Origin of the sequence: Nonomuraea jiangxiensis, assembly GCF_900099965.1 — a bacterium.
Classification (GTDB): Bacteria; Actinomycetota; Actinomycetes; order Streptosporangiales; family Streptosporangiaceae; genus Nonomuraea; species Nonomuraea jiangxiensis.
This window is the reverse complement of the sequence record NZ_FNDJ01000001.1, coordinates 138,897-165,480: the sequence shown is the minus strand read 5'-3', so window position 1 is coordinate 165,480 and position 26,584 is coordinate 138,897. Positions and strand designations below refer to the sequence as shown.

Here is a 26,584-nt window from a genome sequence, read left to right as displayed (position 1 = left end):
CATGCGAGTTCTGCTGGTCGAGGACGACGATCGGCTCGCCTCCGCGCTCACCACCGCCCTCGCCCGGCACGGCCACCAGGTCACCCGGTCGGGGCTGGCCGTCGACGCCCTCCGCCTGGCGGGGGGCGCCGACTTCGTCCTGCTGGACCTGGGGCTGCCCGACATGGACGGTCTCGACGCGCTGCGCCGCCTGCGCCGGGTGTCGGCGGTGCCGCTGATCGTGGTCACCGCCCGTACGGAGGAGCGGGAGGTGCTGCGCGGCCTGCGTTCGGGGGCCGACGACTACCTGGTCAAGCCGTTCCGTACGGTCGAGCTGATGGCGCGCATGGAGGCGGTGGTGCGGCGTGGCACCCGGCCGCGCCCGCCGCGTGACGACGTGGTGTGCGTGGGCGACGTCCGCATCGACCTGGAGTGCCGGCAGGTGGCGGTGGCGGGCGAGCCGGTGGCGCTGACCAGGCGGGAGTTCGACCTGCTGGCGATGCTGGCGCGTGAGCCCGGCGTGGTGCGCGGCCGGGAGGAGATCCTGGACGAGATCTGGGGTGACCCGCTGCTGTCCGCCTCCCGCTCGCTCGACGTGCACGTGTCCAACCTGCGGGCGAAGACGGGCCGGCCCGGGCTGGTGGAGACGTTGCGCGGCACCGGCTACCGGCTGGGCTCGACGGCGTGAACTCCCGGCTGGTGGTCACGTTCACCACGCTGATCGTGATCATCATCGCGGCGCTGGCCGTCCCGCTGGGCCTGGCCTACGCCTCGCACCGGACGAACCGCCTGCTGCTCGACCGCCGCGCCGACGCCACCCGCTTCGCGGAGCTGGCCGACCAGGCGACCAGGGAGGACGACCTCACGGGGCTGGTCACCGAGATCACCCGCTACGCCGACCTGTACGGGGCCGCGGTACGCGTACGCGACCGGGACGGCGTCATCCGGGCCTCCGCGGGCCGGTTCGACGCCGACGACCGGGACGCGACCCGGCTGGCCCTGTCCGGCCGCACGACCGAGGACCTGCCCACGATCAGCCCGCTCGGCCCGGCCATGGTGCTGCTGGCCGAGCCGGCGGGCCGGGACGCGCAGATGTCCGGCGTGGTGCTGCTGGAGGCGCCCACCGACCAGGCCCGGCGGGACGTGTCGCTGGTGTGGGCGGCGCTGGCGGCGGGGGCGCTGGCGGCACTGGCGTGCGCGGCGCTGGTGGCCCGGCGGCTGGCCCGGTGGATCCTGCGGCCGGTCACCGAGCTGGACCGCACGACGCGGGCCATCGCGCGGGGCCGGCTGGACGCGCGGGCGCATCCGGGGGTCGGGCCCTCGGAGCTGCGGCGGCTGGAGGAGCGGTTCAACGCGATGGCCGATGCGGTCTCCGGCGCGATGGAGAAGCAGCGGGCGTTCGTCGCCGACGCCTCGCACGAGCTGCGCACCCCGCTCACGGTGCTGGGGCTGCGACTGGAGAACCTGGAGCCGCATCTTCGGGCCGAGGGCACCGCCGAGTTCCAGGAGGCGCTGGCGGAGCTGGACCGGCTGACGCTGCTGGTGGCGGACCTGCTGGCGCTGGCCAGGGTGGAGGCGACGGGCGGCGCGGGCAAGGAGGTCCGGCTGGGGCGGCGGCTGCGGGAGTGGGAGGAGGTGTATGCGGCGAAGGGGGTGCGGCTGGTGACCGACATTTCGGAGATGGCGGTCGTGCCGGAGGCGGCGGCCCGGATCGCGGACATCGCCCTCGACAACGCCCAGAAGTTCGTGCCCGCGGGGGGCACCGTGACCGTCACCCTGGTGGACGGGGTGCTCCGGGTCGCCGACGACGGCCCCGGGCTGGGCGAGGAGGAGCGGGCCGAGGCGCCGGGGCGGTTCTGGCGGTCGGCGGCGCACGCGAACGTGCCGGGCAGCGGGCTCGGCCTGGCCATCGCCACCGAACTGGCCAGGGCGTGCGGGGCCACGCTGCGGCTGCTGCCCGCCACGCCGCACGGACTGGTGGTGGAGTTGAGCCCGGCCCAGCCGGCCGCCCCGGAAGGATAGCGAGCCGATCGGCCGCACCCCGGACGGGCCCCGGGCGAGGTGCCCGGATCAGCCGTAGACGGAGCGGTAGTAGCGGGCGGCGCCGGGATGCAGGGGGACGACGCCGGTGCCGATGGCGTAGCGGCTGTCCAGGCGGCCGCCCGGGGCCGAGGGGGCGTGCAGGCGGTCGCGGGCGCGGAACAGGGTCTCGGTGACGGTGTAGGCCAGGTCGCCGGACAGCCCCGTACGGCACATCAGATAGCTGGGGGTGCCCACGGTGGGCACCGGTTTCGCGCCGCCGTACACGTGGGCGGGGACGACGGCGTGCTCGTAGACGGGACCGAAGCGGCGGCGCAGCACCGGCACCAGCGATTCGAGCGGGACGAGCTCGATGTCGCCGAGCGAGGCCAGCGCGGGCGTGGGCACGCCGCCGGACCAGAAGAACGCGTCGAGCCCGCCACCCCGCAGCGCCTTGATCGACGCGTCCAGACCCAGCCTGGAGACCTCGGGCGGAGTCGGGAGACCGGCCGCGGCCAGCACGCGGATGGCGGTCACCGCGGTGCCCGAGCCCTCCTCCCCGATGGAGACCGCCCGCCCGGCCAGATCCCCCAGAGCGGCGATGCCCCCGCCGCGCCGGGTCACCAGGTGCACGTAGTTCAGGTACACCCTGGCCAGCGCCGACACCGGCTGGTGGCGCAACGTGACCGCGTCGTCGGCGCTGTCGGCCAGCGCGAACCCGGCATCGGCCCGCCCGTCGGCCATCATCGCCAGGTTCTGCACGCTGGCGGCGGTCTTCAGCACCCGCACCGCGAGCCCGTCACGCCGTAACTCGGCCGCCAGCCGGTCGCCGAACTGCTCGTAGGGCCCGCCTGCCGACCCCGTCGCCAGCCGCAGCTCCGGCATCGGCTCCCCGGCGGCCGAGCACCCGGCCGCCAGCGCGGCGAACCCGAGGAGGGCGCGGCGGGATATCGGCATGAATTCACGTTAACCGGTGCCACAGAATGGACAATGTGACAACAAGCCTGCGCATCGCCTCAGAGCTGAGGATGTTCCTGCCGGTGAGCCGCCGCCAGGAGTGGCAGGAGGTGGCTCTGGACGGCACCTCCACGCTGGGCCATCACATCGAGTCGCTCGGCATCCCGCTGACCGAGGTGGGCCCGATGATCGTGGCCGGCCACGGCGTGCCGCCCTCCTACCAGCTCGTGCCCGGTGACGTGGTGGAGATCCACCCGGTGCCCCGCCCGCAGCAGCTCCCGGCCGAGCCGCGCTTCCTGCTGGACGTCCACCTGGGCACGCTGGCGCGGCGGCTACGGCTGCTCGGCATCGACGCCGCCTACCACAACGACATGGACGACCCCGCGCTCGTGGTGCAGGCCAACGCCGAGCGCAGGGTGCTGCTCACCCAGGACCGCGGCCTGCTGCGCCGGCGCGCCCTGTGGCTGGGCGCGTACGTGCGCGGCTCCCGCCCCGCCGACCAGCTACGCGACCTGCTCGAACGCTTCTCCCCGCCGCTGTCCCCGTGGACGCGCTGCACCGCGTGCAACGGCGAGCTGGTGCCCGTCGCCAAGGGCGAGGTCGAGCCGTTGCTGCGGGCGGGCACCCGGCGCAACTACGACGCCTACGGCCGCTGCGGCATCTGCGGCCAGGTCTACTGGCGCGGCGCCCACAGCGACCACCTGGAGGAGATCGTCAGAACGGCCCGCGCCTGGGCATCCTAGGAAGGACCGTCAGGACGCTCCCGGAAGAAGGTCGCGTGGAATTCCGCATCATGGGCCCGCTTGAGGTACGCGGCGGAGACGGCGCGATCCGGACGCCGACGGTGCCCAAGCACCGCGACCTGCTGGCGATGTTCCTGCTGAACGCGGGCCGCCCGCTGACCGTCGAGCGGCTGCGCCGGCTGCTGTGGCCGCGGGAGGGCGGCGAGCGCTCCGACTCGCTCGTACGCGGCTACGTCGGCGAGCTCCGCCGGCTCGTCGGCAAGGACGTGATCACCACTGTGTCCGGCTCGTACATGCTGACCCTGGGCGACGGGCAGCTCGACGTGGACCGGTTCCGGCTCTTCGTGGACCGGGGCGCCTACCAGCAGGCGCTGGGCCTGTGGCGGGGCGAGGTGCTGGAGGACGTGGACCCCGAGGGCGAGCGCTGGCTGGAGACGCGGCGGCTGCGCGAGGAGCTGGAGGAGCTGCGGCTGCTGGCGCTGGAGCGCAGAGTGCAGGCCGACCTGGACGCGGGGCGCCACCGGGAGCTGCTGGCCGAGTTGCGGCGGCTGACCCGGCAGCATCCGACGTGGCAGCGGTTCAGGGGGCACTACATGCTGGCCCTCTACCGCAGTGGCCGCCGGGTGGAGGCGCTGGCCGCGTACGCCGTGCTGCGCGACCAGCTCGACGGCGAGCTGGCCATCGAGCCCGATCCCGAGCTGCAACTGCTCTACCACCGCATGCTGCACGACGACGTGTCGCTGCACGTCTCGGCGGGCCCGCCGGTGCTGCTGCCGCCCGACGTGGCCGACTTCACCGGCCGGGCCGCCCTGCTCGACCAGGTGGCCGGCGAGCTGGTCGTGGTGCACGGCCAGGCGGGCGCGGGCAAGTCGGCGCTGGCCGTGCACGCGGCCTGGCGGCAGCGGGAAGGCTTCCCCGACGGCATCCTGTACGCCGACCTGCGCGAGACGACGGCCCCCGCGGCGGTGCTGGAGGACTTCCTGCGCTGGCTGGGCTGCCCGGCCCAGGCGATACCGGCGCCGGTGGAGCAGCGCGAGCGGCTGTTCCGCACCTACGCGGCCAACCGCAAGCTGCTGGTGCTGCTGGACAACGCGGTGACCGAGGCGCAGGTGCGGCCGCTGCTGACCGCGTGCCCGACGATCGTGACGAGCCGCTCCCCGCTCGGCGGCCTCACGGGCGCGCGGCGGTTGTCCGTGGGCGTACTGGACGCCGGCGAGGCGCTCGACCTGCTGGTCAGGTGCTCGGGCCGGCCGGCGGACGACGCGCTGCGCCGGCTGGCGCGCTTCTGTGGCGGCCTGCCGATCGCGCTGCGCATCGCCGGCTCCCGGCTGGCGGCCAGGCCGGAGTGGACGGTGGACTACCTCGTCGGGCTGCTGGAGGACGAGCAGGGGCGGCTCGACCGGCTGCACGCGGGCGACCAGACCGTGCGCAGCGTGCTCGCCATCGGCTTCGACGGCCTGCCGGAGCCGGCCCGGCGCACGCTGCGCGGGCTGGGCGCGCTGTCCGCGCCCGACTTCGCCGACTGGGTGACCGAGCGGTTCGGCGGGCACGCGGAGGCGCTGGTGGACGCGGGGCTGCTGGAGACCTCGGGGGTCGACGTGGCGGGCCAGGTCCGCTATCGGATGCACGACCTGACCCGGCTGTTCGCCCGCGAGCAACCGGGGCCCGGGATGCTGGGGCAGCTCTCGGCGTTCGTGCTGGAGCGGGTGCGGGCCTCGCGGTTCCCGCTGGTGTCGGACGATCCGGCCACGGCCGTGGCCACCAGGGACATCAGGGATTCGGTGGAGTGGCTCGCGGCCGAGCGGGCGTTCCTGGTGAGCCTGGTCGCCGACCAGCACGCGGCGGGGCTCGACGGCGAGTGCTGGCAGCTGGCGCACCTGCTGGCGCCCTTCCTCGACCGCCACCGTTTCCTGCACGACTGGCAGACCGTGGCCGGGCTGGCGCTGGAGTCGGCGGCCCGGGCGCGGGACACCGCCGCCGTGGCGCTCGTCCTGCTCGACCACGGCGACCTGCACCTGGCCGGGCGCGAGTGGCAGCGGGCGGAGGAGCGGCTGCTACCGGCACTGGAGACGTTCCAGCGGCTGGGGCGCGACCGGGAGGCCGGCCAGGCCAGGCTCCGGCTCGGCCGCGTGCACCTGGAGCTGGGCCGCCTGGCGGAGGCCGAGCAGGCCCTGCTCACCTGCCTGGCGGGGGCGGGCAACCGGCGCGCCGCCGCCGAGGCGGAGCGGGTGCTGGGCTCGGTGCTGCGCCGCGCGGGCCGGCTCGACGAGGCCGCCGGGCGCCTGCGGGCCGCCGTCGCGCACCTCGCCGAGCTGGGCGACCGGCACCGCCACGTGGACGCTCTGCTCGAACTGGCCGGCGTCCACCTGGCACAGGCCGCCAAGCCGGCCGCCAGGGCCGCCGCCGAGCAGGCCAGGAGCATCGCCGTACGCTTGGGCGACCGGCTGCTGGACGCCCAGGCCCTGCTGGTCCTGGCCAGGGTGAACCGGGCCGAGGGCGCCACCGAGCGGGCCCGCGAGCTGGCCGCGGCGGCGCTGGAGATCTTCGACCGCACCGGCGACCGCCAGGGCTCCGCGAACGCCCGCGCCCTCCTGAGTCACTAGCGGGCGGGCTCCTACACCGCGAGCAGGCGGCGCACCTCCTCGCCGTGCAGCTCCTCGGCGGCCCCGGTGCGCACGACCTGCCCGCCGTCCAGGATGACGAACCGGTCGGCCAGCCGCAGCGCGATGTCCAGGTACTGCTCCACGAGCAGCACGGCCAGCCCCGCCGCGTGCAGCCGCTGGATGGCCGCCTCGATCTCCAGCACGATCGACGGCTGGATGCCCTCGGTCGGCTCGTCCAGGATGAGCAGGCGGGGCTTGGTCACCAGCGCGCGGGCCATGGCGAGCTGCTGCTGCTGGCCGCCCGACAGGTGCCCGGCGCTGCGCTTGAGCAGCGGCCGCAGCGCGGGGAAGACCTCCAGGGCCGCGTCGATGGCCGCGCGCGGCTGCTTGGCGGCCTCCACCGTGATCAGCAGGTTGCCGAGCACCGAGAGCGTGGGGAAGCACTGGTGGCCCTGCGGCACGTAGGCCATGCCGAGCCGCACCCGCTCGTGCGGCTTCAGCCGGGTGATGTCGCGGCCGTCGAACGTGACCGTGCCGGCCGTCGCGGGCAGCACGCCGATGACGGTGTTGAGCAGCGTCGTCTTGCCGACGCCATTGCGTCCCATGACGCACACCAGCTGTCCCGGCTCGACCTCCAGCGAGACCCCGAACAGCACGCGGGCCCGCCCGTACCCCGACTCAAGGCCGGTTACCGACAGCATCGGTGGACCTCCTCCCCAGATAGACCTCCTGCACCCGGGGATCGGCGCTGACCTGCTCCACCGATCCCTCCACGAGCACCTTGCCCTCGTGCAGCACGGTCACCGTCGAGGCGTGCCGCCGCAGGAACTCCATGTCGTGCTCCACCACGATCACCGTGTGGTCGGCGGCGATCTGGGTGAGCAGTTCACCGGTGCGCTCGCGTTCGTCGCCGGACATGCCCGCCACCGGCTCGTCCAGCAGCAGCAGCCGGGGCCGCTGCGCCAGCAGCATGCCGATCTCCAGCCACTGCCGCTGGCCGTGGGAGAGAACGCCCGCTGAACGTTCGGCGAGCTCTTCGAGCCCGGTCCTGGCCAGGGCCTCGGCGACCGCCTCCGACACGCCCCTGCGCCGCCTGGCCAGCGACCACAGCGGCCGGCGGAAGCTGGCCGCGAGGTCGAGGTTCTCCACCACGGTGAGCTCCTCGAACACCACCGAGGTCTGGAAGGTGCGGCCCACGCCGAGCCGGACGATCCGGTGCTCCTTCCGGCCCACCAGGTCGTGCCCCCCGAACCGTACGCTGCCCGCCGTGGGCCTGGTCAGGCCGGTGATCACGTCGATCAGCGTGGTCTTGCCCGCGCCGTTGGGGCCGATGAGGAAGCGCAGCTCGCCTTCCGGCACGGTCAGGTCCACGCCGTCGAGCGCGCGGAACCCGTCGAACACGACGTGTACGTCACGTAGTTCGAGCACGGCGCAACCTCCCCGCCAGCCCCACGACACCCTTCGGGGCCAAGGTCATGACCAGGATGAACAGCGCGCCCTGCAGGTACAGCCAGCCGCCTGCGAACTGCTCGCTGAGGGCGGTCTTGGCGTAGCCCATGACGACCGCGCCGAGCACGGCACCGGCCAGCGCGTGCCGCCCGCCCACCGCCACCGCGACGACCAGCTCCAGCGAGGGCACCACGCCGAGCAGGGCGGGCGAGATGATGCCGACGACCGGTACGAACAGTGCGCCCGCCAGCCCCGCCATGCCCGCCGAGGCGGCGAAGGTGACGGTCTTGACCAGGGCCGGGTCGTAGCCGAGGAAGCGCACCCGGTCCTCGCCGTCCCGCACAGCGACGAGCAGCCGGCCGTACCGGCTCTGGACGAGCTGCCGGGTGGCCAGGTAGAGGACGCCCAGCACGCCGGCCACCACCAGGTAGAGCCCGCGCTGCGTGGAGTCCTCCGCGAGGTCCTGGCCGAACAGCTCGAAGAAGTTCGTCATGCCGTTGGTGCCGCCGGTCAGGCCCTGCTGGCCGACGAGCAGGATGACCATGGCGGCGGCCAGGGCCTGGGTGAGGATGGCGAAGTACGCGCCGCGCACCCGCTGCCGGAACACCAGCGTGCCCAGGACCAGCGCGAGCGCCACGGGCCCGAGGACCGCCATCCCGAGAGCGAAGACCGGGTTGGCGAACGGCACCCACAGCGCGGGCAGCTCCTCCACCCCGCTCCAGACCATGAAGTCCGGCAGCCCGCCGCCCTCGGCGAGCTTGAGGTACATCGCCATGGAGTAGCCGCCGAGCCCGAAGAACACGCCCTGCCCGAGGGTGAGCATGCCGCCCTGCCCCCAGGCCAGCCCGATCCCCAGCGCGACGATCGCGTAGCAGAGGTACTTGGCCAGCAACCCCAGCCGGAACGGCTCCAGCAGCAGCGGGGCGGCCACCAGCGCGATCACGGCCACCGTCGCGAAGGGCAGATGTCGTCTGATCATGTGAGCACCCTCGACCTGAGCACGAACAGCCCCTGCGGCCGCACCTGCAAGAACGCGATCACCACGGCGAAAACGATCACCTTGGCGAGCGAGGCGTCCGACCAGAACTCGGCGTAGGAGTTGAGCAGCCCCAGCGCGATCGCGGCCAGCACCGCGCCGCGCAGCTGCCCGAGCCCGCCGGCCACGACGACCAGGAACGCGTCCACGATGTAGTACGTGCCGAGCGCCGGCCCCACCGGCCCGATGAGCGTCAGCGCCACCCCGGCCACGCCCGCCAGCCCCGACCCGATGAAGAACGTCAGCATGTCCACCCGGCCGGTGTCGATGCCACTGGTGGCGGCGAGCTGCCGGTTCTGCACCACGGCCTGGGTCCGGCGGCCGAGCTTGGTGCGCGTGAGGTACACCCAGACCGCGACCACCCCCGCGACCGCGAGCCCCATGATGAACAGCCGGTTGTACGGCAGGATCCCCACCCCACCGGCCAGCCAGGAGGGCGCGGGCACCTGCACGTTGGGCGCGCCGAACAGGTCACGGGCGAGCTGCTGCAGCACCAGGCTGACGCCCCAGGTCAGCAGCAGCGTGTCCAGCGGCCGCCGGTAGAAGTGCCGGATGGCGGCCCGCTCCAGGACCAGCCCCATCACCCCGGCCACCAGGAACGCCACCGGCAACGCCGCCAGGAGGTCCCCCAGCAGGAACGCGGTGTACGCGCCCGCCATGATGAACTCGCCATGGGCCATGTTGATCACCCCCATCTGCCCGAACGTGAACGTCAGCCCGAGCGCGATGAGCAGCAGCACCGCCCCGATGGACAGCCCGATGGGAAGCTGGTTGAGGAAGGCCGGCATCACTGGCCCGCCAGCCCGGCCGCCCACGGGTAGCCCTTGAGGTAGGGGTCGGGCTTGATCGGCCGGTCCGAGTCCCAGACCTGCTTGATCAGCCCGTCCGGCTGGATGATCCCGATGCGGGCGGTCTTGTACATGTGCTGGTTGTCGCCGTCGATGGTGACCAGGCCCTCGGGCCGTTCCAGCGCGATGCCGGGCGCGGCCTTCCTGACGGCCTCGACCTCGGTCGTGCCCGCCTTCTTGACGGCCTCGGCCCACAGGTAGACGGCGTTGTAGCCGGCCTCCATGGGGTCGCTCGTGACCTTGGCGGCGCCGTACTTGGCCTTGTACGCCTTGACGAAGGCGGTGTTCGCCGGGGTGTCGGTGGTCTGGTAGTAGTTCCAGGCGACCGGATGGCCGGCGACGTTGTCCACGCCGATGCCGGTGACCTCCTCCTCGGCGATGCTCACCGACAGCACCGGCATGCTCTCCGCCGTGCCCCCGGCGCTCTTGAACTGCTTGAAGAACGCGACGTTGCTGTCGCCGTTGAGCGTGTTGAAGACCGCGTCCGGCTTGGCCCCCATGACCTTGTTGACCAGGGTGGAGTATTCGGTGTGGCCCAGCGGCGTGTACTCCTCGCCGAGGATCGTCATCCCGTTCGAGGCCGCGTACGCCTTGATGATCTTGTTGGCCGTGCGCGGGAAGACGTAGTCGCTGCCGACCAGGAACAACGACTTCTTGCCCTGCTCCTTCAGGTAGTCCAGGCCGGGGATGATCTGCTGGTTGGTGGTGGCGCCGGTGTAGAAGATGTACGGCGAGCTCTCCAGGCCCTCGTACTGCACCGGATACCACAGCAGCGCCTTGTAACGCTCGAAGACCGGGAGCATCGCCTTCCTGCTGGCCGAGGTCCAGCCGCCGAAGACGGTGGCGACCTTGTCCTGCCGGATGAGTTTGGTGGCCTTCTCCGCGAACGTGGGCCAGTCGGAGGCCCCGTCCTCCACCACGGGGACGAGCTTCTTGCCCAGCACGCCGCCGGCCTTGTTGATCTCCTCGATCGCGAGCAGCTCGGCGTCGCGGACGGTGACCTCGCTGATCGCCATCGTGCCGCTGAGCGAGTGCAGGAGCCCGACCTTGATCTCGTCGGAGTCGGCGGCGGGCGCGGCTCCGGACCCGCAGGCCGTGAGGGCTAAGGCGAGCAGTCCGGAGAGAATCGGGCGGGAGATGCGCACGGAGGTTCCTTCCTGCCGACCGGTACTGCGAGAAAGGTGACTCCGCGAAATTTCCCGGGAAGATCCCGGATGTTAATTGGCCATTGCCAAGTATTCACAAATGCACAAAACCCGACATACGGCGGTTCGCCGCAGGGCGAAACCAACACGACATCGCCCGGCAACAGTGTGGAAACGGCCGGTTCCTATGGTCCGGGCCATGCGGCTTACCTCACACGAGCAGGAGCGGCTGCTCATCCATGTCGCCGCCGGGGTGGCGCGCGAGCGGCGGGCCAGGGGCCTGCTGCTCAATCATCCCGAGGCCACCGCCGTCATCGCGTCGTTCCTGATGGAGGGGGCCAGGGACGGGCGCACCGTGGCCGAGTTGATGGAGGCCGGCCGGTCGGTGCTGGGCCGGGCCGACGTCATGGAGGGCGTGCCGGAGATGCTGGACACCGTGCAGATCGAGGCCACGTTCCCGGACGGCACCAAGCTGGTCACCGTGCACAGGCCGATCCCGTGATCCCCGGCGAATTCCTGCACCCCGAGGGCACCCTGGCGCTCAACCCCGGGCGCGAGCGGGTGACGGTGCGGGTGGTCAACACCGCCGACCGGCCGGTGCAGGTGGGCTCGCACTACCACTTCGCGGCCGCCAACCCGGGGCTGCAATTCGACCGGAAGGCGGCCTGGGGGATGCGACTGGACGTGCCGGCCGGGACGGCGGTCAGGTTCGAGCCGGGTATCGAGCGGGACGTGACCCTGGTGCCGATCGCGGGCAACCGGGTGGTGCCGGGCCTGCGGCCGGAGTGGGCGGGGCCGCTCGATGTATGAGATCTCGCGCGCCCGCTACGCGGCGCTCTACGGGCCCACCGTCGGCGACCGGATCCGGCTGGCCGACACCGACCTGTTCGTGGAGGTCACCGAGGACCGGTCGATGGGGGCCGCCGGGCCCGGGGACGAGGCGGTGTTCGGCGGCGGCAAGGTGATCCGCGAGTCCATGGGGCAGGCCAGGACCACCCGCGCGGAGGGCGCGGCCGACCTGGTCATCACCGGCGTGGTGATCCTCGACCACTGGGGCGTGGTGAAGGCCGACATCGGCGTCCGCGACGGGCGCATCCAGGCCGTCGGCAAGGCCGGCAACCCCGACACCATGGACGGCGTGGACGTGGTCATCGGCCCGTCCACGGAGGTCCTCGCGGGCAACGGCAAGATCCTCACCGCCGGGGCCGTCGACTCCCACGTCCACCTCATCTGCCCGCAACTGCTGGACGAGGCCATCGGCTCCGGTGTCACGACGATCGTCGGGGGCGGCACCGGGCCGGTCGAGGGCACCAAGGCCACGACCGTCACCGGGGCCTGGTATCTGGGCCGGATGCTGGAGTCGCTGGACGCGTACCCACTGAACTTCGCGCTGCTCGGCAAGGGCAACACCGTCAGCGCCGACGGGCTGACGGAGCAGTTGCGGGCCGGGGCCTCAGGGTTCAAGCTGCACGAGGACTGGGGGACCACGCCGGCCGCCATCGACGCCTGCCTGAGCGTGGCCGACGCCTGCGGGGTGCAGGTCACGATCCACACCGACACGCTGAACGAGGCCGGGTTCGTCGAGTCGACGCTGGCGGCCATCGGGGACCGGACGATCCACGCGTACCACACGGAGGGGGCGGGCGGGGGTCACGCGCCGGACATCATCCGGGTGGCCTCCTATCCGAACGTCCTGCCCTCCTCCACCAACCCGACCCGGCCGCACACCGTCAACACGCTCGACGAGCACCTCGACATGCTGATGGTCTGCCACCACCTCAACCCGTCGATCCCCGAGGACCTGGCCTTCGCCGAGTCCCGCATCAGGCCCGCCACGATGGCCGCCGAGGACGTGCTGCACGACCTGGGGGCGATCTCGATCATCGGCTCGGACTCCCAGGCCATGGGGCGCATCGGGGAGACGATCATCCGGACCTGGCAGACGGCGCACGTCATGAAGGCGCGGCGGGGGGTGCTGGGGGACGGGCCCGCGGATAACCTGCGCGCCCAGCGATATGTCGCGAAATATACGATATGTCCGGCTATCGCCCACGGGCTGGACGCCGAGATCGGCTCCGTCGAGCCCGGCAAGCTCGCCGACCTCGTTCTCTGGGACCCGGCCTTCTTCGGGGTCAAGCCGGACCTCGTGCTCAAGGGCGGCGTGGTGGCCTGGGCCCAGATGGGCGACGCCAACGCCTCCATCCCCACGCCCCAGCCGGTGCTCCCCCGTCCCATGTTCGGCGCCGTGCCGGTGACCGCCGCGGCCACCTCCCTGCACTTCGTCTCTCCCCTGGCGCTGGAGGCCGGCCTCGCCGACAGGCTCGCCGTACGCCGCCGGCTGGCCGTTGTCCAGGACGTACGTAAGCGCGGGAAGTCCGCGATGCCCCTCAACGACGCGACGCCGAGGATCGAGGTGGCGCCCGACACGTTCGAGGTCCGCGTCGACGGCGAACTCATCGAACCCTCCCCCGCCACCAGCCTGCCCATGGCCCAGCGTTACTTCCTGTTCTGATGCACCCGGCTCTGCTGCTCCTCACCGACTCCCGCCTCCCGGCCGGCGGGCACGCCCACTCGGGCGGCACCGAACAGGCCATCGCCTCGGGGGCGGTCCACGACGTCCCCACGCTGGCGGCCTTCCTGAAGGGCCGCCTGCACACCGCGGGCGCCGTCACGGCCGCCCTGACCGCCGCCGCCTGTGCCCACGCCGCGAGCACGACCACGGCCCCCATCACCGGCACTCCCGGAACGCCGCTCTGGGGGCGGCTCGATGCCGAGGTGGACGCCAGGACCGCGAGCCCGGCCCAGCGGCACGCCTCCAGGACGCAGGGGCGGCTACTGCTGCGGGTCGCCCGCCGCGTGTGGCCGTCGCCGGTGCTGGACGGGCTGGCGGCCGAGTCGCCCAACCCACACCACCCGATCGCGCTCGGCACGGCGGCGCACGCGGCGGGCGCCACGCCGGAGGAGGCGGCCATGGCGGCGGCCTACCACGCGATCAGCGGACCGGCGACGGCGGCGGTCCGGCTGCTGGGCCTGGACCCGGTCGCCGTACACGGCCTGCTGGCGACCCTCGCCCCCGACCTCACCGCGGTGACCGCAGGGGCCTGCCGCGCCGCCGTCCACCAGGACCCCGGGTGGGCGGCGTTGCCCGCGTGCTCGGCACCGGCGCTGGACCTGCTGGCCGAGCGGCACGCCACGGCCGAGGTCAGGCTGTTCGTCTCATAGGAAGGACACACGACATGGGCGCCAATCACGACGACCACCACCACGCCCCCGACGGCCACGACCGGGCGCTGCGACTCGGGGTGGGCGGCCCGGTCGGGAGCGGCAAGACGGCCCTGGTGGCGGCCCTGTGCCGGACGCTGGGCCGGTCGCTGTCGCTCGGCGTGGTGACCAACGACATCTACACCACGGAGGACGCCGACTTCCTGCGCCGGGCGGGCGTACTGGACCAGGAGCGCATCCTCGCCGTCGAGACGGGCTGCTGCCCGCACACCGCCATCCGCGACGACATCGCCGCGAACCTCGACGCCGTGGAGACCCTGGAACACCGCTTCGGCCCGCTGGACCTGGTGATCGTGGAGAGCGGTGGCGACAACCTGACGGCCACGTTCAGCCGGGGCCTGGCCGACCGGCAGATCTTCGTACTGGACGTGTCGGGCGGCGACAAGGTGCCGCGCAAGGGCGGCCCCGGCGTCACCACGGCCGACCTCCTGGTCATCAACAAGACGGACCTGGCCTCGATGGTGGGGGCCGACCTGGGCGTGATGGCCCGGGACGCGGCGGCCGTGCGCGGCGAGCGGCCCGTGCTGTTCACCTCGATCAGACAGGACCCCACCGCCGCCACGGTCGCCACCTGGGTCGCCAACGAGGTCTGGTCCTGGCCCCAGCCCCACCACCCGGCCCCCGCCGCCTGATGCCCCCGCCCCCGACCCCACCACCGCTGGCCACCCCTGCCCCGACCTCACCACCGCCGGCGTCTCCCGCCTCGGCCTCACCACCGCCGGCCTCCCCGGCCTCGGCCTCACGGCCGCGCGGCCGGCGGGCGATGCGGGCCCGGGCCGCCGTGGCGACCGTCCTGGGGCCCGGCGGCCGTACCGTCGTCCAGCGGCTGGCCTCGGCGCCCCCGCTGACGCTCCGCCAGACGGGCCCGTACACCGTGCATCTCGTCTCCACGGCGGCGGGCCCGCTCGGCGGCGACCGGCTGGCGCTGGACGTGGCCGTCGCCCCCCGCACCACGCTGGAGCTGGGCTCGGTCGCGAGCACGCTGGTCCTGCCCGGTGAGGGCGAGTCGGAGATGCTGATCACCGCCCGCGTGGGCACGGGCGCCACACTGCGCTTCACCCCGGAGCCGACGGTGCTCGCCGCCGGGTGCGAGCACCGCCTCCTGGTACGCCTCACGCTGGAGCCCGGCGCGAACGTGCTCTGGCGGGAGGAACTCGTCCTCGGCCGACACGGCGAGACCACCGGCCGCTGCCACGCCCGCTTCGACGCCATCCGAGACGGCCTGCCGCTGCTCAGGCAGGAGTTCACCGTCGGCGACCCGGCGCTGGACACCTCCCCCGCCGTCCACGGGTCGGCCCGCTGCGTCGGCACCACGTTCCTGACGGCCGTCGCCAAGGAGCCGCGAGTGGCCGACGGGGTCGCCGTGCTGCCGCTGGCCGGCCCCGGCACGCTGGTTTCCGCCCTGGCCGCCGACGCGGTCGGGTTGCGCTCCCGCCTCGAATGGGGCGAGCGCACCACCATCAATGGTGACGACTCCGTTGCGTTCGGTGGTGACGGCCCGGTGCCCGGCTTACAGTGATCGTGTGGCCGATTATCTCCAGTCCGCGCCCGCCAGGCCGCGCGCCCGTCGCGGCTACGCGCTGGCCGTGGCCGTCGCCGGAGCGCTCCTGGTGTGCTGCGCGGTCCTGCCCTGGGCCGGCATAGAGGCAAGGAGCGAGCTGCTCGGCGGCGGGGTGGCCGACGACGTGCGCGGCATCGACGACACACTCGGCGTCTACACGCTGGTGGCCGGGCTGGCGGCGCTGGCGTGCGGCCTGGCCGGCGCGCTCGGCCGTCCGCGGATCGCCGCCCTGGCCGCCGTTCCCGGGGCGCTGGCGGTGCCCGCGCTGGTGATGTTCGTCAGCGGCGGGAGCGGCCTGCGTGACCGGGTCTCCATCCAGCTCGGCGATCTGCTGTCGATCGAGCCGGTGATCAGGCTCGGCTGGTTCGCCGCGCTGGCCAGCGCGCTGGCGGTGGTGGTGCTCTCGCTCCTGACGCTCTTCAGACGCTAGGCGAGGCACCGCGGGCGGCGGGGCCGGTCAGTCGTAGAAGCCCAGGCGGCGCAGCTGCTTGGGGTCGCGCTGCCAGTCCTTGGCCACGCTGATGCGCAGGTCCAGGTAGACCCGGGTGCCCAGCAGCGCCTCGATCTGCTTGCGGGCGTTGGTGCCCACCTCGCGCAGCCGCTGCCCCTTGTGCCCGATGACGATCGCCTTCTGCGAGGGCCGCTCCACGAACATGTGCGCGTAGATGTCCAGCAGGTCCTCGCGCCCCTCCCGGGGCAGCATCTCGTCCACGACCACGGCGATCGAGTGCGGCAGCTCGTCGCGTACGCCCTCCAGAGCCGCCTCCCTGATCAGCTCGCCCACCAGCACCTGCTCGGGCTCGTCGGTGAGCTGCCCGTCCTCGTAGAGCGGCGGCGACTCGGGCAGGTGCTCGATCAGCACGTCGGCGAGCACGTCGAGCTGCTCCCCCGACTGCGCGGACACCGGCACCACCGCCGCGAACTCCGCCACCTCCGAGACCGCGAGCAGCTGCGCCGCGATCTGCTCCCTGCTCGCCAGGTCGCACTTGGTCACGACCGCGATGACGGGGGTCTTCCTGACCGCCGACAGCTTCTCGGCGATGAACCGGTCGCCCTTGCCGATCGGCTCGTTGGCGGGCACGCAGAAGCCGATCGCGTCCACCTCGGTCAGCGTGGACAGCACCAGGCTGTCGAGCCGCTCGCCGAGCAGCGTGCGAGGGCGGTGCAGCCCAGGCGTGTCGACGATGATGAGCTGGGCGTCGGGGCGGTGCACGATGCCCCTGATGGCGCGCCTGGTCGTCTGCGGCTTGGAGGAGGTGATCGCCACCTTCGTGCCGACCAAGGCGTTCATCAGTGTGGACTTGCCGACGTTCGGCCTCCCCACGAAGCAGGCGAATCCGGCGCGATGGTTGTCTGGCGAAGTCACATAGTGCATTCTGGCCTATCAACCGGCATGGGCACGCCACCACGCGAACGCCTGGGGCGCCACCCGGGGCGTCCACGCCGTCGTACGGAGGCCGGCGAGCTCCTCCTCCGACACCCATCGGTAGTCGTTGATCTCCACGCCGTCCGGCTCGGGCTCGCCCGAGACGATCACGCAGCCGTAGGCCGCGATGACGTAGCCCACCTGGTGGCCGTTCGGGTAGACCGTGCGGAAGTCGGGGCCGCCGTAGACGCCGATCAGGCCGCGTACCTCGATGGTGATGCCGAGCTCCTCCCGCAGCTCCCTGACGACGGCGTCCTCGGGGCGTTCGTCGGGGTCAACGCCGCCGCCGGGGGCCGCCCAGAGGTGCACGTCGCCGTGCGAGGCCATCAGCACCCGGCCGTCCCCGTCGAACACGAACCCCGACACCGACGGCAGCATGAGCAGCTCGGAGCCGACCTTCTCCCGCAGCCTCGCCAGGAATGGCGACATCGGCATGTCAGCCCCGCAGGGTGCCGTCAGGGCCGGCCACGAGCAGCGTCTTGACGCCCAGCTCGGCGGCCACGGCCGTGTCGGCGGCGCTCGGGTCGCCCTCGGTCACCAGCGCCACGCCCTCCAGGGAGCGCGCGCCGCTGGAGACGGCCATGGCCACCGCCACCTGCACCGCCGACAGCGTCAGCGCCTCCAGCGACACGTTGGAGGCCGCGTAGGTGCGCCCGGTCTCGTCGCGTACGGCGGCCCCCTCCGCGGAGCCGTTGCGGGCCCGGGTCGCCCGGGCCAGAGTGATGATCTTGGTGTCTTCAGGATCGAGAGTCACGGGCACAAGGTTAGGCGGTGGCGAGGGAAATGACCGCCTCGACCACTGCGCGGGTGCGGGCGGTGTCCACGGCGTCCATGCCCGTGTGCACCACGGACACCAGCGTGTCGTCCACCCGTGACAGCACGACGTCCACGGTGTAGGGGTAGCCGTTCAGCCGCCCCTGCAGCCGCGCGGCCACGGCCTCGTCCCAGTCGCCCTCGATCTCCAGCTCCTGCGGCCGCAGGTCGGTGCCGTCGGAGCCGCGGACCACCCGGCAGGACTCCAGCGCCTCGGCCAGGTCGTCGAGCCGGTCCTCGGCCGCGTCGCCCGCGTACCGGGCCAGGCCCACCCCGGCCTGCTCCCCCAGCCCGTCGCCGCGGTAGGTGACCGCCGCCTGGGCGGTGAGCTCCTGGCCGGGCGCCCGCCCGCCGGCGGGGTCCAGCACGGCCCGGCAGTTCCGGTCCGCCTGCCTGAACGGCATCTGCCACGCCTGGTCCGGCCTGTTCGTGAAACCGTCGGGCAGCTGGGGCTCCTTGCTCAGCACGGCGCGTAGCTGCGCCGAGGCTCGCGCGTCGAGGACGCTCGGCCTCTCCGCGCCGCCGCAACCCGCCAGCGCGCAGGCCAGCATCGCGCAGGCGATGGTCTCGCGATTCATGATCCCCCCTGGATCGCAGCCTCCCCCGCCGACGAATGTGGCAATCCACCGAGGTTCCCACCAACACGCAAAAAGGGTGCTCTCACCCGATTAACCGGACGAGAACACCCTTTACGCCGACCGACGCCCCAGCAGGGGCGCTGCCGTTCCCCCCAGGAGCGACCGTCCGGCCGCGAACCCCACCCGGCCTTCGGTCGCTCCTTTGTGACACCCACCGCACTGGATGTCGTGATTAGAGAGTGCCGGACCCGGGTTGCAGATGACTTGTAGAACGCTTGCGAGATCTACCCACATTTGTCCGCCCGGCGGTTTCCTGCACGTCAGTCCGGCCTGCGGACCACTCCGCCCGGCGGACCACTCCGCCCGGCAGACCCGCTCCGCCCGGCGGACTACTCCGGCATGCGGTTCACTCCCGTTCGGCGGCGGCCGGCACGACCTCGTCCTCCGGCGGCGTGTCACGGCGGACGACCACGGTGCTGATGCGGTTGCGGCGGCCAGCCAGGCTCTCGGCGGTCAGCGTGAGCCCGGCCACCTCCGCGTGCGAGCCGGCGATCGGCACCCGCCCGAGCGCGTGGGCGAGCAGCCCGCCCACCGTCTCGACGTCGTCCACGTCGATCTCGGTGTGGAAGAGCTCGGCCAGCTCGTCCACCGGCATCCGGGCCGTCACCCGCAGGGCACCGTCCGGCATGGACTCCACCCGCGGCGCCTCCTGGTCGTATTCGTCGGTGATCTCGCCGACGATCTCCTCCAGCACGTCCTCGATGGTGACCAGGCCGGCGGTGCCGCCGTATTCGTCGATGACGATGGCCATGTGGATCTGCCGCGCCTGCATCTCGCGCATGAGCTGGTCGATGGGCTTGCTCTCCGGCACGTAGGCGGCCGAGCGCATGATCGACTCGACCGTGTCCTTGCCGCCGCCCTCCCCCGACTCGTGGATCTTGCGGGCGATGTCCTTGAGGTAGGCGATGCCGATGACGTCGTCCTCGTTCTCCCCCACCACGGGAATGCGGGAGAAGCCGCTGCGCAGCGCCAGCGACAGGGCCTGGCTGATGGTCTTGCCGCGCTCGATGTAGACCATGTCGGTGCGCGGCACCATGACCTCGCGCACCAGCGTGTCACCCAGCTCGAAGACCGAATGGATCATCTCGCGCTCGTCGGGCTCGATCACCCGGCGCTCCTCGGCCAGGTCGACCAGGTCGCGCAGCTCGGCCTCCGAGGTGAACGGACCGTCGCGGAACCCCTTGCCCGGGGTCAGCGCGTTGCCCAGCAGGATCAGCAGCTTGGGCAGGGGGCCGAAGATGCGGGTCAGGCCGTAGACGATGGGGGCGCTGGCCAGCGCCACCGGCTCCGCGTGCTGGCGGCCCAGCGTACGCGGCATGACCCCGACCACGACGTAGCTGGTCACGATCATCGCGACGGCGGCCCAGACATAGGCCCAGCCCTGGTCGTCCAGGAGGTCGATGAACAGCAGCGTCGCGATCACCGTGGCCACCAGCTCGCAGCTCAGCCTGAGCAGCAACAGCAGGTTGAGGTAGCGGGGCGGGTCGGTCACGATGGCCTGCAGCCGCCCCGCGCCCCGCCTGGCGTCACGCACGAACTCCTCGGCCCGCACCCTGGAGATGCGCGTCAGGGCCGTCTCCGCCCCGGCGATCAGGCCACCGATGATCACAAGGGCGATGGCCAGCAACAACCAGGCGTTCACCGCGGGTCGCGCACCCCCTGCCACGACTCCAGGAGCCGGGACTGGAGTCCGAACATCTCCTTGTGCTCCTCCGGCTCGGCGTGGTCGTAGCCGAGCAGGTGAAGGATGCCGTGCGTGCACAGCAGCTCCAGCTCGTCCGTGGCGCTGTGCCCCGCCTCCTCCGCCTGCCTGGCGGCGACCTGCGGGCACAGCACGACGTCACCGAGCAGCGCCGGGTCGGCCGGGCTCTCGGCGTCGCCCCGGGCGCCCCCGCCCGGACGCAACTCGTCCATCGGGAACGCCAGCACGTCGGTCGGTCCCGGCTCGCCCATCCACTTCTCGTGCAGCTCGGCCATCGCGTCCTCGTCGACCACGACGATCGACAGCTCGGCCAGCGGGTTGATCCCCATCTCGCGGAGCACGTGAGCCGCCAGCGCGCCGAGCCGCTCCTCGTCGACCCCGACCCCCGACTCGTTGTTGATCTCAATGCTCATGTTCGCTCACCCGCCGCTTCCCCCGTTGCTGCTGGAGACGCTTGGGCTCCTGCAGCGCGTCGTAACGCCCGTAGGCGTCGACGATGTCGCTGACCAGCTTGTGCCGGACCACGTCGGCACTGGACAGGCGCGCGAAGTGGATGTCGGGAATGCCGTCGAGGATCTCCTGGACGACCCGCAGCCCGCTCAGCGTGCCCGCGGGCAGGTCGACCTGCGTCACGTCACCGGTCACCACGATCTTGGAGTTGAACCCCAGCCTGGTCAGGAACATCTTCATCTGCTCGGCCGAGGAGTTTTGCGCCTCGTCGAGGATGATGAAGGCATCATTGAGCGTGTTGTGTGTCAGCAGGAAGTCCTCGGTGACGTAGAGCGAGTCCTCCGCCGCCACCTGGATGCAGACACACTCCGCCGTGCCACGCGGCTCGATGCGGTCCACGAAGCGCACGGGACGACCGCCTCCGTACGTCTTGTAGATCTCCGCCTTCCGCGACAACCGGAAAGGCTGGATGCCCTCCGGAAGCCGGATATCGAGGGTGTAGGCGTCATGGCGATGGCGGACCGGCCGGCCCTTCGCCAGTCCCGGCCTGCGTCCAGCGGCCGGACGCTCGTGAGCGTAGGCCACGCCTCCGAGGGACTGGACGAGGAAGACGACGTCGTCACGAAGCCGCGGCGACACGGTGGTGAACTGGATCCTGCAGGTGCGTCCCTGCTGGGTGACAGGACCTCCGTCCGCGTCGAGCAGACCCTGCAGCACCGCGATCCTGATCTCCGATGTGTTGCGGAGATAGACCTCGGGGACGAACTTCGTGTGTGATCCCCGGCCGGAAAGGCCCAGCCGCCGCATGACGTCGGTGACCGGGTTGGCGATCGTCACGGTGTCCCCGGGCTTCCTCACCCGGTTGAGCACGTAATTGGGGCCGCTTCTCCACCTCGCCCGCACGCCGGGGAGCGCGTGCTCGAGTGCTTCGGCGAGTTCGGGGTCGTTGGTCGCGAAACTCGGGGTGGTCGTCCCGGTGACGCATCCGTCTCCCAGAAGCAGGCCGAGCGCGTACGGGTCCATGGGAACCTCGCGCTCGGGGAAGCAGACCGGCGCGCTCAGCAGCGGCAACTGCCACTTCCGGTAGTGCGCCGTCCGCAGGTCGCCGATCATCTCCTTCGTCTCCAGCACCCGCCACGGCTTGCCCCGATTGGCGTCGTCACGAGTGCGTACGGCCCAGAGATGGTCTTCAGAGGCGAGCACCGAGGCGCCGTCCTGGCTGAAGAGCCGATAGATCTTCTTTTCTCCCTGCGGATAGACCCCGAGCACCGGAGTCGGCTCACCGTTGGACCCGATGACGAGGTCACCGACTTCCAGCTCCCCGATGGAGCGGAACCCGTCCGGAGTGAGCACGCCGGTCCCCATGGGGAGCGCCCGGCCCCGCATATACGCGAGGGGGGCGACCTCGATGGTGCCGGCGGCCATCAGCTTGGGGATGGAGTCGGGGTCGATCATGTCGTGCAGCGCGTCGTAGAGCGGGCGCAGGTAGGGGTCGATCTTCTCGTAGAGCGTGCCGGGCAGGAAGCCGAGCCGCTCTCCCGCCTCGACGGCGGGGCGGGTCAGGATGATCCGGTTGACCCGCTTCTCCTGCAACGCCCGCACGGCCTTGGCCATCGCGAGATAGGTCTTGCCGGTGCCCGCCGGGCCGATGCCGAACACGATCGTGTGCTTGTCGATCGCGTCGACGTAGCGCTTCTGGTTGACGGTCTTGGGCCTGATGGTCCGCCCGCGCGAGGAGAGGATGTCGAGTGACAGCACCTCGGCGGGACGGTCGGAGGTCATGCGGAGCATGGCGATGCTGCGCTCGACCGCGTCGGGGGTGAGCTCGCCACCGCTGCGGAGCACTTCGACCAGCTCCTCGAACAAGCGCACCACGGTGCCGCTCTCATCGGGGGAGCCGGTGACGGTGATCTCGTTGCCCCGTACGTGGATGTCGGCCCTGAAGGCCCCCTCGATGACGCGCAACAGCTCGTCACGGGAGCCCAGGAGGCTGACCATCGGGTATTCGTCCGGGATCAGCACCTTGGCTTGAGTGCGCGAGGGAGGTGCTGAACGTCGGGATTCATGTAGTTCGGACATGGGCAGGCCAGCGGCCTGATGCCTCCCGGGTCTCTTTCGGTGTACTTCTCAGCCCATCGTAGCCGGGACCAGGCTGATTGCTCGCGCCAATATCGGCCGGGCCGGGCTAGCCGGGCGGCCAGGTGAGGGCGCGCCCGCCCAGCACGTGGGCGTGCACGTGGAACACGGTCTGGCCCGCTCCCAGGCCGGTGTTGAAGACCACCCGGTAGCCGCCGTCGGCCACGCCTTCCTGCTCGGCCACGGCGTGCGCTGCCAGCAGCACCTCGTCGGCGAGCCCCTGGTCGGCGCGGGCCAGGGCGGCCGCGTCGGCGTGGTGCTCCTTGGGAATGACCAACACGTGTGTGGGAGCCTGCGGGTTGATGTCGCGGAACGCCAGCGCCCTGTCGGTCTCGTAGACGACCTCCGCCGGCACTTCCTTGGCCACGATTTTGCAGAAGAGACAGTCGCTCACAACTGGCACCCTATCTATCACGGTGACATCGGCAGTCCGTTGCGAATCGGTAATCCTCTGTGTCGTGCGTGGGAAGATCCACGCGGTTAGGGTGAGTGTGCGACACTTCAGCAAAAAAACAGACGATTCAGGGTCGGGCGAGGGCCACCTGGCGAGGACACGACTGGGTAATGCACCCTAAGGAACCGGGGAAACCTCAAGAACCGGAAGAGCGTAAACCCTCTGGGAAGGCCGCGCGTCCCACTGATGTGACCACCGAAACCCTTCTGGCCGACAGGTCAATGGGGGCGGTGCCGGTCGGGTGGGATGCCGACATGGCCGTTACCGCGCTCTACAGCGCGCACTTCCGGTCATTGGTGCGTCTCGCTGTGTTGCTGGTGCGCGATATGGCGACCGCTGAGGAAGTCGTGCAGGATGCGTTCGTCGCCATCCACGGCGCCTGGCGGCGATTGCGCGATCCCGACAAAGCACTTGCCTACCTGCGGCAATCTGTCGTCAACCGGTCCCGTTCGGTGCTGCGTCACCGCGCGGTCGTCGAGAAGTACGCCCCCAAGGGGCTGCCGGACGCCCCGAGCGCCGAGAATGGCGCGATCGGCGAGCTGGAACGCTCCGCCGTCATTGAGGCGTTACGCGCACTGCCCACCCGACAGAGAGAAGCACTGGTTCTGCGTTACTACGGTGATCTGTCCGAAGCTGAGATCGCCCACGCCATGGGCATCAGCAAGGGCGCGGTCAAGAGCCACACGGCCCGCGGTATGGCCGCTTTGCGATCCGTCCTGGAGAAAATGTCATGACCCGGCCCCCCGACGAGTACGGTGACGTGCTGCGCCGTGCGCTCCGCGCGGAGGCGGACGCGGTCGTGCCCTCGCCGGACGGACTGGAGATCATCCGCGCCCGTATCGAGCGGCGTGGCGTCCGCAACCTGTTCTGGTGGCGGGCGGGCGCGGCCGCCGCCAGTGCCGTACTGGTGGCGGGAACGATCGTGATGGCCGTTCCCCAGCTGCGCTCGCAGATCATCGACCAGACGCCCGCCACCTGGGTCGACAACGAGACGACCTCCAAGGTGCCGTCCAACTCCTCCACGACCCGCTCCCAGCAGCAGCCGTCGAAGGGCCCGCAGCCCGAGCCGTCCCACGTCGGCGTCCCGCCCGTGACGCGGACACAGTCGCCGCGGCCCGCGAGGACGGCCGACTCGACCAGCAGGCCGTCGCCGTCGCCCACCTCCACGTCCTTGCCCTCGGCCTCCCCCTCGCCCACGGAGTGCCCGACGGCCGTGCCCGAGGAGACAGTGCCGTCCGAGCCGCCCCAGCCGCCCACGGACTGTCCGACGGCCCTGCTCACGCCCTCGCCGTCACCCACGCTCCTGGAGCCGACCACGCAGCCGTCGCCGTGCCCGCCCGACGAGTGCCCGCCCGCGGGAGCGACCGCCTCGCCCTCCACCATGGCCAGCCCTCTCATGGACGTCGCCAACGTGCCCTCCTGACCGGGGCCTCCCTCACGGACGCCTTCCGGCGCGTGCGCCGCCTCAGGCCCTCACCAGCGCCCCGTACGGGCAAGCAGCACGGCCGCCGCCGCCACCCCCGCCGTGGACGTCCGCAGCACCGTGTTCCCCAGCAGCACCGGCACCGCCTCAGCAGCGCGGAACCGGGCCAGCTCCTCCTCCGAGACGCCGCCCTCGGGCCCCACGACCACGACGATGTCGCCCCCCGCCGGCAGCGGCCGCCCGGACAGCGGCTCGGCCGCCTCCTCGTGCAGCACCAGCCCCAGCGCCGCGCCGGCGAGCAGTTTCTCGACGTCGGCGGTGGAGGCGGGATCCGTCACCTCCGGCAGGTGGAACCTGCGGGCCTGCTTGCCCGCCTCGCGCGCGGTGGATCGCCACCGGCCCAGCGCCTTGGCGACCTTGTCGCCCCGCCACTGCGTGATGCTGCGCGCGGCCGCCCACGGCACGATCACGTCCACGCCGGCCTCGGTCATCATCTCGACGGCCAGCTCGCCTCTGTCGCCCTTGGGCAGCCCCTGGACCACGACCAGCCGGGGCGCGGGCGGCTCGATCTCGTAGCGGCCGAGCACGTCGAGCCGGAGCGCGTCCTTCAGCACCTCGCGGACGACGCACTCGGCGACCTTCCCCACCCCGTCGGTCAGGTCGACCCGTTCGCCGGCCCGCAGGCGGCGCACGGAGGCCGCGTGCCGCCCCTCCGGGCCGTCGAGCGTCAGCTCGGCGCCGCCCAGCTCCCGGGTCAGGAACACCGGTACGGTCACGTCACCTGCCGTTGAAGGCGTCGCGCAGCCTGGAGAAGAAGCCCTGCTGCCCCGGGGCGAACTTGCCCGGGGGCCGCTCCTCGCCCCGCTGCCTGGACAGCTCGCGCAGCAGCTCCTCCTGCGCGGTGTCGAGGCGGGTCGGGGTCTCGACGTTGACGTGGATCAGCAGGTCTCCCCGGCCGGACTCGTTGAGCCGCTGGACGCCCCGCCCGTACATGGTGATGACCTGGCCCGACTGGGTGCCCGGGCGGACGTCCACCTCCTCGGTGCCGTCGAGGGTCTCCACGGCCAGCACGGTGCCGAGCGCGGCGGCCGTCATCGGGATCTGGACGGTGCAGTGGAGGTCGTCGCCGCGCCGTTCGAAGATCTCGTGGGCCCGCTCGACGATCTCCAGGAACAGGTCTCCGGGCGGGCCGCCGCCGGGGCCGACCTCGCCCTCGCCGGCCAGCTGGATGTGGGTGCCGTCCTCGACGCCCGCGGGGATGCGGACCTTGATCGTACGGCGGGTGCGCACCCGGCCGTCGCCCGAGCACTCCTGGCAGGGGTGGCGGATGACGCTGCCGAAGCCGCCGCACTGCGGGCACGGCCGCGAGGTCATGACCTGGCCCAGGAACGAGCGGGTGACCTGGGAGATCTCGCCGCGCCCGTTGCACATGTCGCACGTGTCGGGGTGGGTGCCGGGCGCGGTGCCCGCGCCGTGGCAGACCTCGCACAGCACGGCCGTGTCGACGACCAGCTCGCGGGTCGTGCCGAACGCCGTCTCGCGCAGGTCGAGCTCGACCCTGATGGTGGCGTTGCGGCCCCTCCTGGCCCGCGAGCGCGGCCCCCGGCTGGCGCCCGCGGTGCCGAAGAAGGCGTCCATGATGTCGCTGAAGGGGAAGCCCGCGCCGAAGCCGCCGGCGCCGGCGGCCGCTCCCGCGCCGCCGAAGGGGTCGCCGCCCAGGTCGTACATCTGGCGCTTGTTCGGGTCGGACAGCACCTCGTAGGCCTGCGTGATCTCCTTGAACCGCTCCTGGGTCTCGGGATCGGGGTTCACGTCGGGGTGCAGCTCGCGGGCGAGTCGGCGATAGGCCTTCTTGATCTCGTCCTGACTGGCGTCACGGCGCACCCCGAGGGTGGCGTAGTAGTCACTGTTTGCCACTTA

Annotated in this window: 28 protein-coding genes and 3 pseudogenes; 13 read left to right on the top strand and 18 right to left on the bottom strand. The window is 72.0% G+C overall.

What is annotated here, in order from left to right; all coding sequences use genetic code 11:
- Position 1: 1 nt before the first annotated feature.
- Positions 2-667: a response regulator transcription factor gene (locus tag BLS95_RS00710; protein ID WP_090927994.1), complete on the top strand. Its 666-nt coding sequence runs from the start codon at positions 2-4 to the stop codon at positions 665-667.
- Positions 664-2,001 (top strand): sensor histidine kinase, encoded by a 1,338-nt coding sequence (locus tag BLS95_RS00705; RefSeq protein ID WP_090927992.1) that lies wholly within the window; start codon positions 664-666, stop codon positions 1,999-2,001. Before BLS95_RS00710 ends, BLS95_RS00705 begins: the two co-directional genes overlap by 4 nt.
- A 48-nt stretch (positions 2,002-2,049) precedes the next feature.
- On the opposite strand, the gene BLS95_RS00700 is transcribed toward BLS95_RS00705, so the two are convergent.
- A complete protein-coding gene (locus BLS95_RS00700; protein WP_176992957.1) occupies positions 2,050-2,955 on the bottom strand; it encodes a TAXI family TRAP transporter solute-binding subunit in 906 nt (301 codons plus the stop codon).
- Between the two features lie 26 nt (positions 2,956-2,981).
- Here BLS95_RS00700 and BLS95_RS00695 point away from each other — a divergent pair, with 26 nt between their 5' ends.
- Both BLS95_RS00695 and BLS95_RS00690 read left to right on the top strand, forming a co-directional pair.
- Complete coding sequence (locus tag BLS95_RS00695) at positions 2,982-3,698, top strand: Mut7-C RNAse domain-containing protein (protein WP_090927990.1); 717 nt, start codon at positions 2,982-2,984, stop codon at positions 3,696-3,698.
- Positions 3,699-3,733: 35 nt separating this feature from the next.
- Entirely contained in the window at positions 3,734-6,301 is a 2,568-nt protein-coding gene (locus tag BLS95_RS00690) for an AfsR/SARP family transcriptional regulator (RefSeq protein WP_090927988.1), read from the top strand.
- A gap of 11 nt (positions 6,302-6,312) precedes the next feature.
- Here the strand turns inward: BLS95_RS00690 and urtE are convergent, their stop codons facing one another.
- From urtE to urtA, 5 genes are read right to left on the bottom strand one after another with little or no spacing between them, the layout of a single operon-like run.
- Positions 6,313-7,002 (bottom strand): urea ABC transporter ATP-binding subunit UrtE, encoded by a 690-nt coding sequence (gene urtE, locus BLS95_RS00685; protein ID WP_090927986.1) that lies wholly within the window; start codon positions 7,000-7,002, stop codon positions 6,313-6,315.
- On the bottom strand, positions 6,980-7,729 hold the full coding sequence (urtD, locus tag BLS95_RS00680) for an urea ABC transporter ATP-binding protein UrtD (RefSeq protein WP_090927984.1): 750 nt from the start codon (positions 7,727-7,729) through the stop codon (positions 6,980-6,982). Before urtD ends, urtE begins: the two co-directional genes overlap by 23 nt.
- The gene (urtC, locus tag BLS95_RS00675) at positions 7,713-8,729 is read right to left on the bottom strand and encodes an urea ABC transporter permease subunit UrtC (protein WP_090927982.1); all 1,017 of its coding nucleotides are present in this window, start codon (positions 8,727-8,729) and stop codon (positions 7,713-7,715) included. The genes urtD and urtC overlap by 17 nt, the downstream gene beginning before the upstream one ends.
- Positions 8,726-9,574, bottom strand: coding sequence for an urea ABC transporter permease subunit UrtB (urtB, locus tag BLS95_RS00670; RefSeq protein ID WP_090929043.1), 849 nt, complete (start codon positions 9,572-9,574; stop codon positions 8,726-8,728). Before urtB ends, urtC begins: the two co-directional genes overlap by 4 nt.
- On the bottom strand, positions 9,574-10,779 hold the full coding sequence (gene urtA, locus BLS95_RS00665) for an urea ABC transporter substrate-binding protein (protein ID WP_090927979.1): 1,206 nt from the start codon (positions 10,777-10,779) through the stop codon (positions 9,574-9,576). The genes urtB and urtA overlap by 1 nt, the downstream gene beginning before the upstream one ends.
- 199 nt (positions 10,780-10,978) lie before the next feature.
- Here urtA and BLS95_RS00660 point away from each other — a divergent pair, with 199 nt between their 5' ends.
- The 7 genes from BLS95_RS00660 (at position 10,979) to BLS95_RS55315 (ending at position 16,052) form a co-directional block, all read left to right on the top strand.
- Positions 10,979-11,281 (top strand): urease subunit gamma, encoded by a 303-nt coding sequence (locus BLS95_RS00660; protein ID WP_090929040.1) that lies wholly within the window; start codon positions 10,979-10,981, stop codon positions 11,279-11,281.
- On the top strand, positions 11,278-11,589 hold the full coding sequence (locus BLS95_RS00655) for an urease subunit beta (protein ID WP_090927977.1): 312 nt from the start codon (positions 11,278-11,280) through the stop codon (positions 11,587-11,589). Before BLS95_RS00660 ends, BLS95_RS00655 begins: the two co-directional genes overlap by 4 nt.
- Entirely contained in the window at positions 11,582-13,291 is a 1,710-nt protein-coding gene (locus BLS95_RS00650) for an urease subunit alpha (RefSeq protein WP_090927975.1), read from the top strand. Before BLS95_RS00655 ends, BLS95_RS00650 begins: the two co-directional genes overlap by 8 nt.
- On the top strand, positions 13,291-14,001 hold the full coding sequence (locus BLS95_RS00645) for an urease accessory protein UreF (protein WP_090927973.1): 711 nt from the start codon (positions 13,291-13,293) through the stop codon (positions 13,999-14,001). Before BLS95_RS00650 ends, BLS95_RS00645 begins: the two co-directional genes overlap by 1 nt.
- Before the next feature lie 14 nt (positions 14,002-14,015).
- A complete protein-coding gene (ureG, locus tag BLS95_RS00640) occupies positions 14,016-14,693 on the top strand; it encodes an urease accessory protein UreG (RefSeq protein WP_090927970.1) in 678 nt (225 codons plus the stop codon).
- Positions 14,694-14,824: 131 nt separating this feature from the next.
- The gene (locus BLS95_RS00635) at positions 14,825-15,580 is read left to right on the top strand and encodes an urease accessory protein UreD (protein WP_090927967.1); all 756 of its coding nucleotides are present in this window, start codon (positions 14,825-14,827) and stop codon (positions 15,578-15,580) included.
- Between the two features lie 4 nt (positions 15,581-15,584).
- Positions 15,585-16,052: a hypothetical protein gene (locus BLS95_RS55315; RefSeq protein WP_176992956.1), complete on the top strand. Its 468-nt coding sequence runs from the start codon at positions 15,585-15,587 to the stop codon at positions 16,050-16,052.
- Positions 16,053-16,079: 27 nt separating this feature from the next.
- On the opposite strand, the gene era is transcribed toward BLS95_RS55315, so the two are convergent.
- The 10 genes and pseudogenes from era to BLS95_RS00590 all read right to left on the bottom strand — a co-directional run bounded on the left by era (position 16,080) and on the right by BLS95_RS00590 (position 23,181).
- On the bottom strand, positions 16,080-16,988 hold the full coding sequence (era, locus tag BLS95_RS00625) for a GTPase Era (protein WP_245764743.1): 909 nt from the start codon (positions 16,986-16,988) through the stop codon (positions 16,080-16,082).
- Between the two features lie 18 nt (positions 16,989-17,006).
- On the bottom strand, positions 17,007-17,483 hold the full coding sequence (locus BLS95_RS00620) for an NUDIX domain-containing protein (RefSeq protein ID WP_090927961.1): 477 nt from the start codon (positions 17,481-17,483) through the stop codon (positions 17,007-17,009).
- 1 nt (position 17,484) lies between these two features.
- Entirely contained in the window at positions 17,485-17,802 is a 318-nt protein-coding gene (locus BLS95_RS00615; RefSeq protein ID WP_090929037.1) for a cytidine/deoxycytidylate deaminase family protein, read from the bottom strand.
- A 10-nt stretch (positions 17,803-17,812) separates the two neighbouring features.
- On the bottom strand, positions 17,813-18,439 hold the full coding sequence (locus tag BLS95_RS00610) for a hypothetical protein (protein WP_090927958.1): 627 nt from the start codon (positions 18,437-18,439) through the stop codon (positions 17,813-17,815).
- Between the two features lie 406 nt (positions 18,440-18,845).
- Positions 18,846-20,141: a hemolysin family protein gene (locus BLS95_RS00605; protein ID WP_090927956.1), complete on the bottom strand. Its 1,296-nt coding sequence runs from the start codon at positions 20,139-20,141 to the stop codon at positions 18,846-18,848.
- Entirely contained in the window at positions 20,138-20,614 is a 477-nt protein-coding gene (gene ybeY, locus BLS95_RS00600; RefSeq protein WP_090927954.1) for an rRNA maturation RNase YbeY, read from the bottom strand. Before ybeY ends, BLS95_RS00605 begins: the two co-directional genes overlap by 4 nt.
- Positions 20,604-20,948: pseudogene (locus BLS95_RS57480) on the bottom strand (PhoH family protein); the annotation flags it as partial. The gene ybeY and the pseudogene BLS95_RS57480, both read right to left, overlap by 11 nt.
- A 261-nt stretch (positions 20,949-21,209) precedes the next feature.
- Positions 21,210-21,458 (bottom strand): annotated as a pseudogene (locus BLS95_RS57475) (LAGLIDADG family homing endonuclease); the annotation flags it as partial.
- 561 nt (positions 21,459-22,019) lie between these two features.
- Positions 22,020-22,649 (bottom strand): annotated as a pseudogene (locus BLS95_RS57470) (PhoH family protein); the annotation flags it as partial.
- Between the two features lie 187 nt (positions 22,650-22,836).
- Entirely contained in the window at positions 22,837-23,181 is a 345-nt protein-coding gene (locus BLS95_RS00590; protein WP_090927952.1) for a histidine triad nucleotide-binding protein, read from the bottom strand.
- A 281-nt stretch (positions 23,182-23,462) separates the two neighbouring features.
- Between BLS95_RS00590 and BLS95_RS00585 the strand changes: the two genes are divergently transcribed.
- Both BLS95_RS00585 and BLS95_RS00580 read left to right on the top strand, forming a co-directional pair.
- On the top strand, positions 23,463-23,975 hold the full coding sequence (locus BLS95_RS00585; protein ID WP_049573205.1) for a SigE family RNA polymerase sigma factor: 513 nt from the start codon (positions 23,463-23,465) through the stop codon (positions 23,973-23,975).
- Positions 23,972-24,664 carry a hypothetical protein gene (locus tag BLS95_RS00580; protein WP_090927950.1) on the top strand — a complete coding sequence of 231 codons (693 nt, stop codon included), beginning with the start codon at positions 23,972-23,974 and terminating at the stop codon, positions 24,662-24,664. Before BLS95_RS00585 ends, BLS95_RS00580 begins: the two co-directional genes overlap by 4 nt.
- A gap of 50 nt (positions 24,665-24,714) precedes the next feature.
- Here BLS95_RS00580 and BLS95_RS00575 read toward each other — a convergent pair whose 3' ends face one another.
- Together BLS95_RS00575 and dnaJ are read right to left on the bottom strand one after the other, a co-directional pair.
- Entirely contained in the window at positions 24,715-25,440 is a 726-nt protein-coding gene (locus BLS95_RS00575; RefSeq protein ID WP_090927948.1) for a 16S rRNA (uracil(1498)-N(3))-methyltransferase, read from the bottom strand.
- 1 nt (position 25,441) lies between these two features.
- The gene (gene dnaJ / locus BLS95_RS00570) at positions 25,442-26,581 is read right to left on the bottom strand and encodes a molecular chaperone DnaJ (protein WP_090927946.1); all 1,140 of its coding nucleotides are present in this window, start codon (positions 26,579-26,581) and stop codon (positions 25,442-25,444) included.
- Between the last annotated feature and the right edge of the window lie 3 nt (positions 26,582-26,584).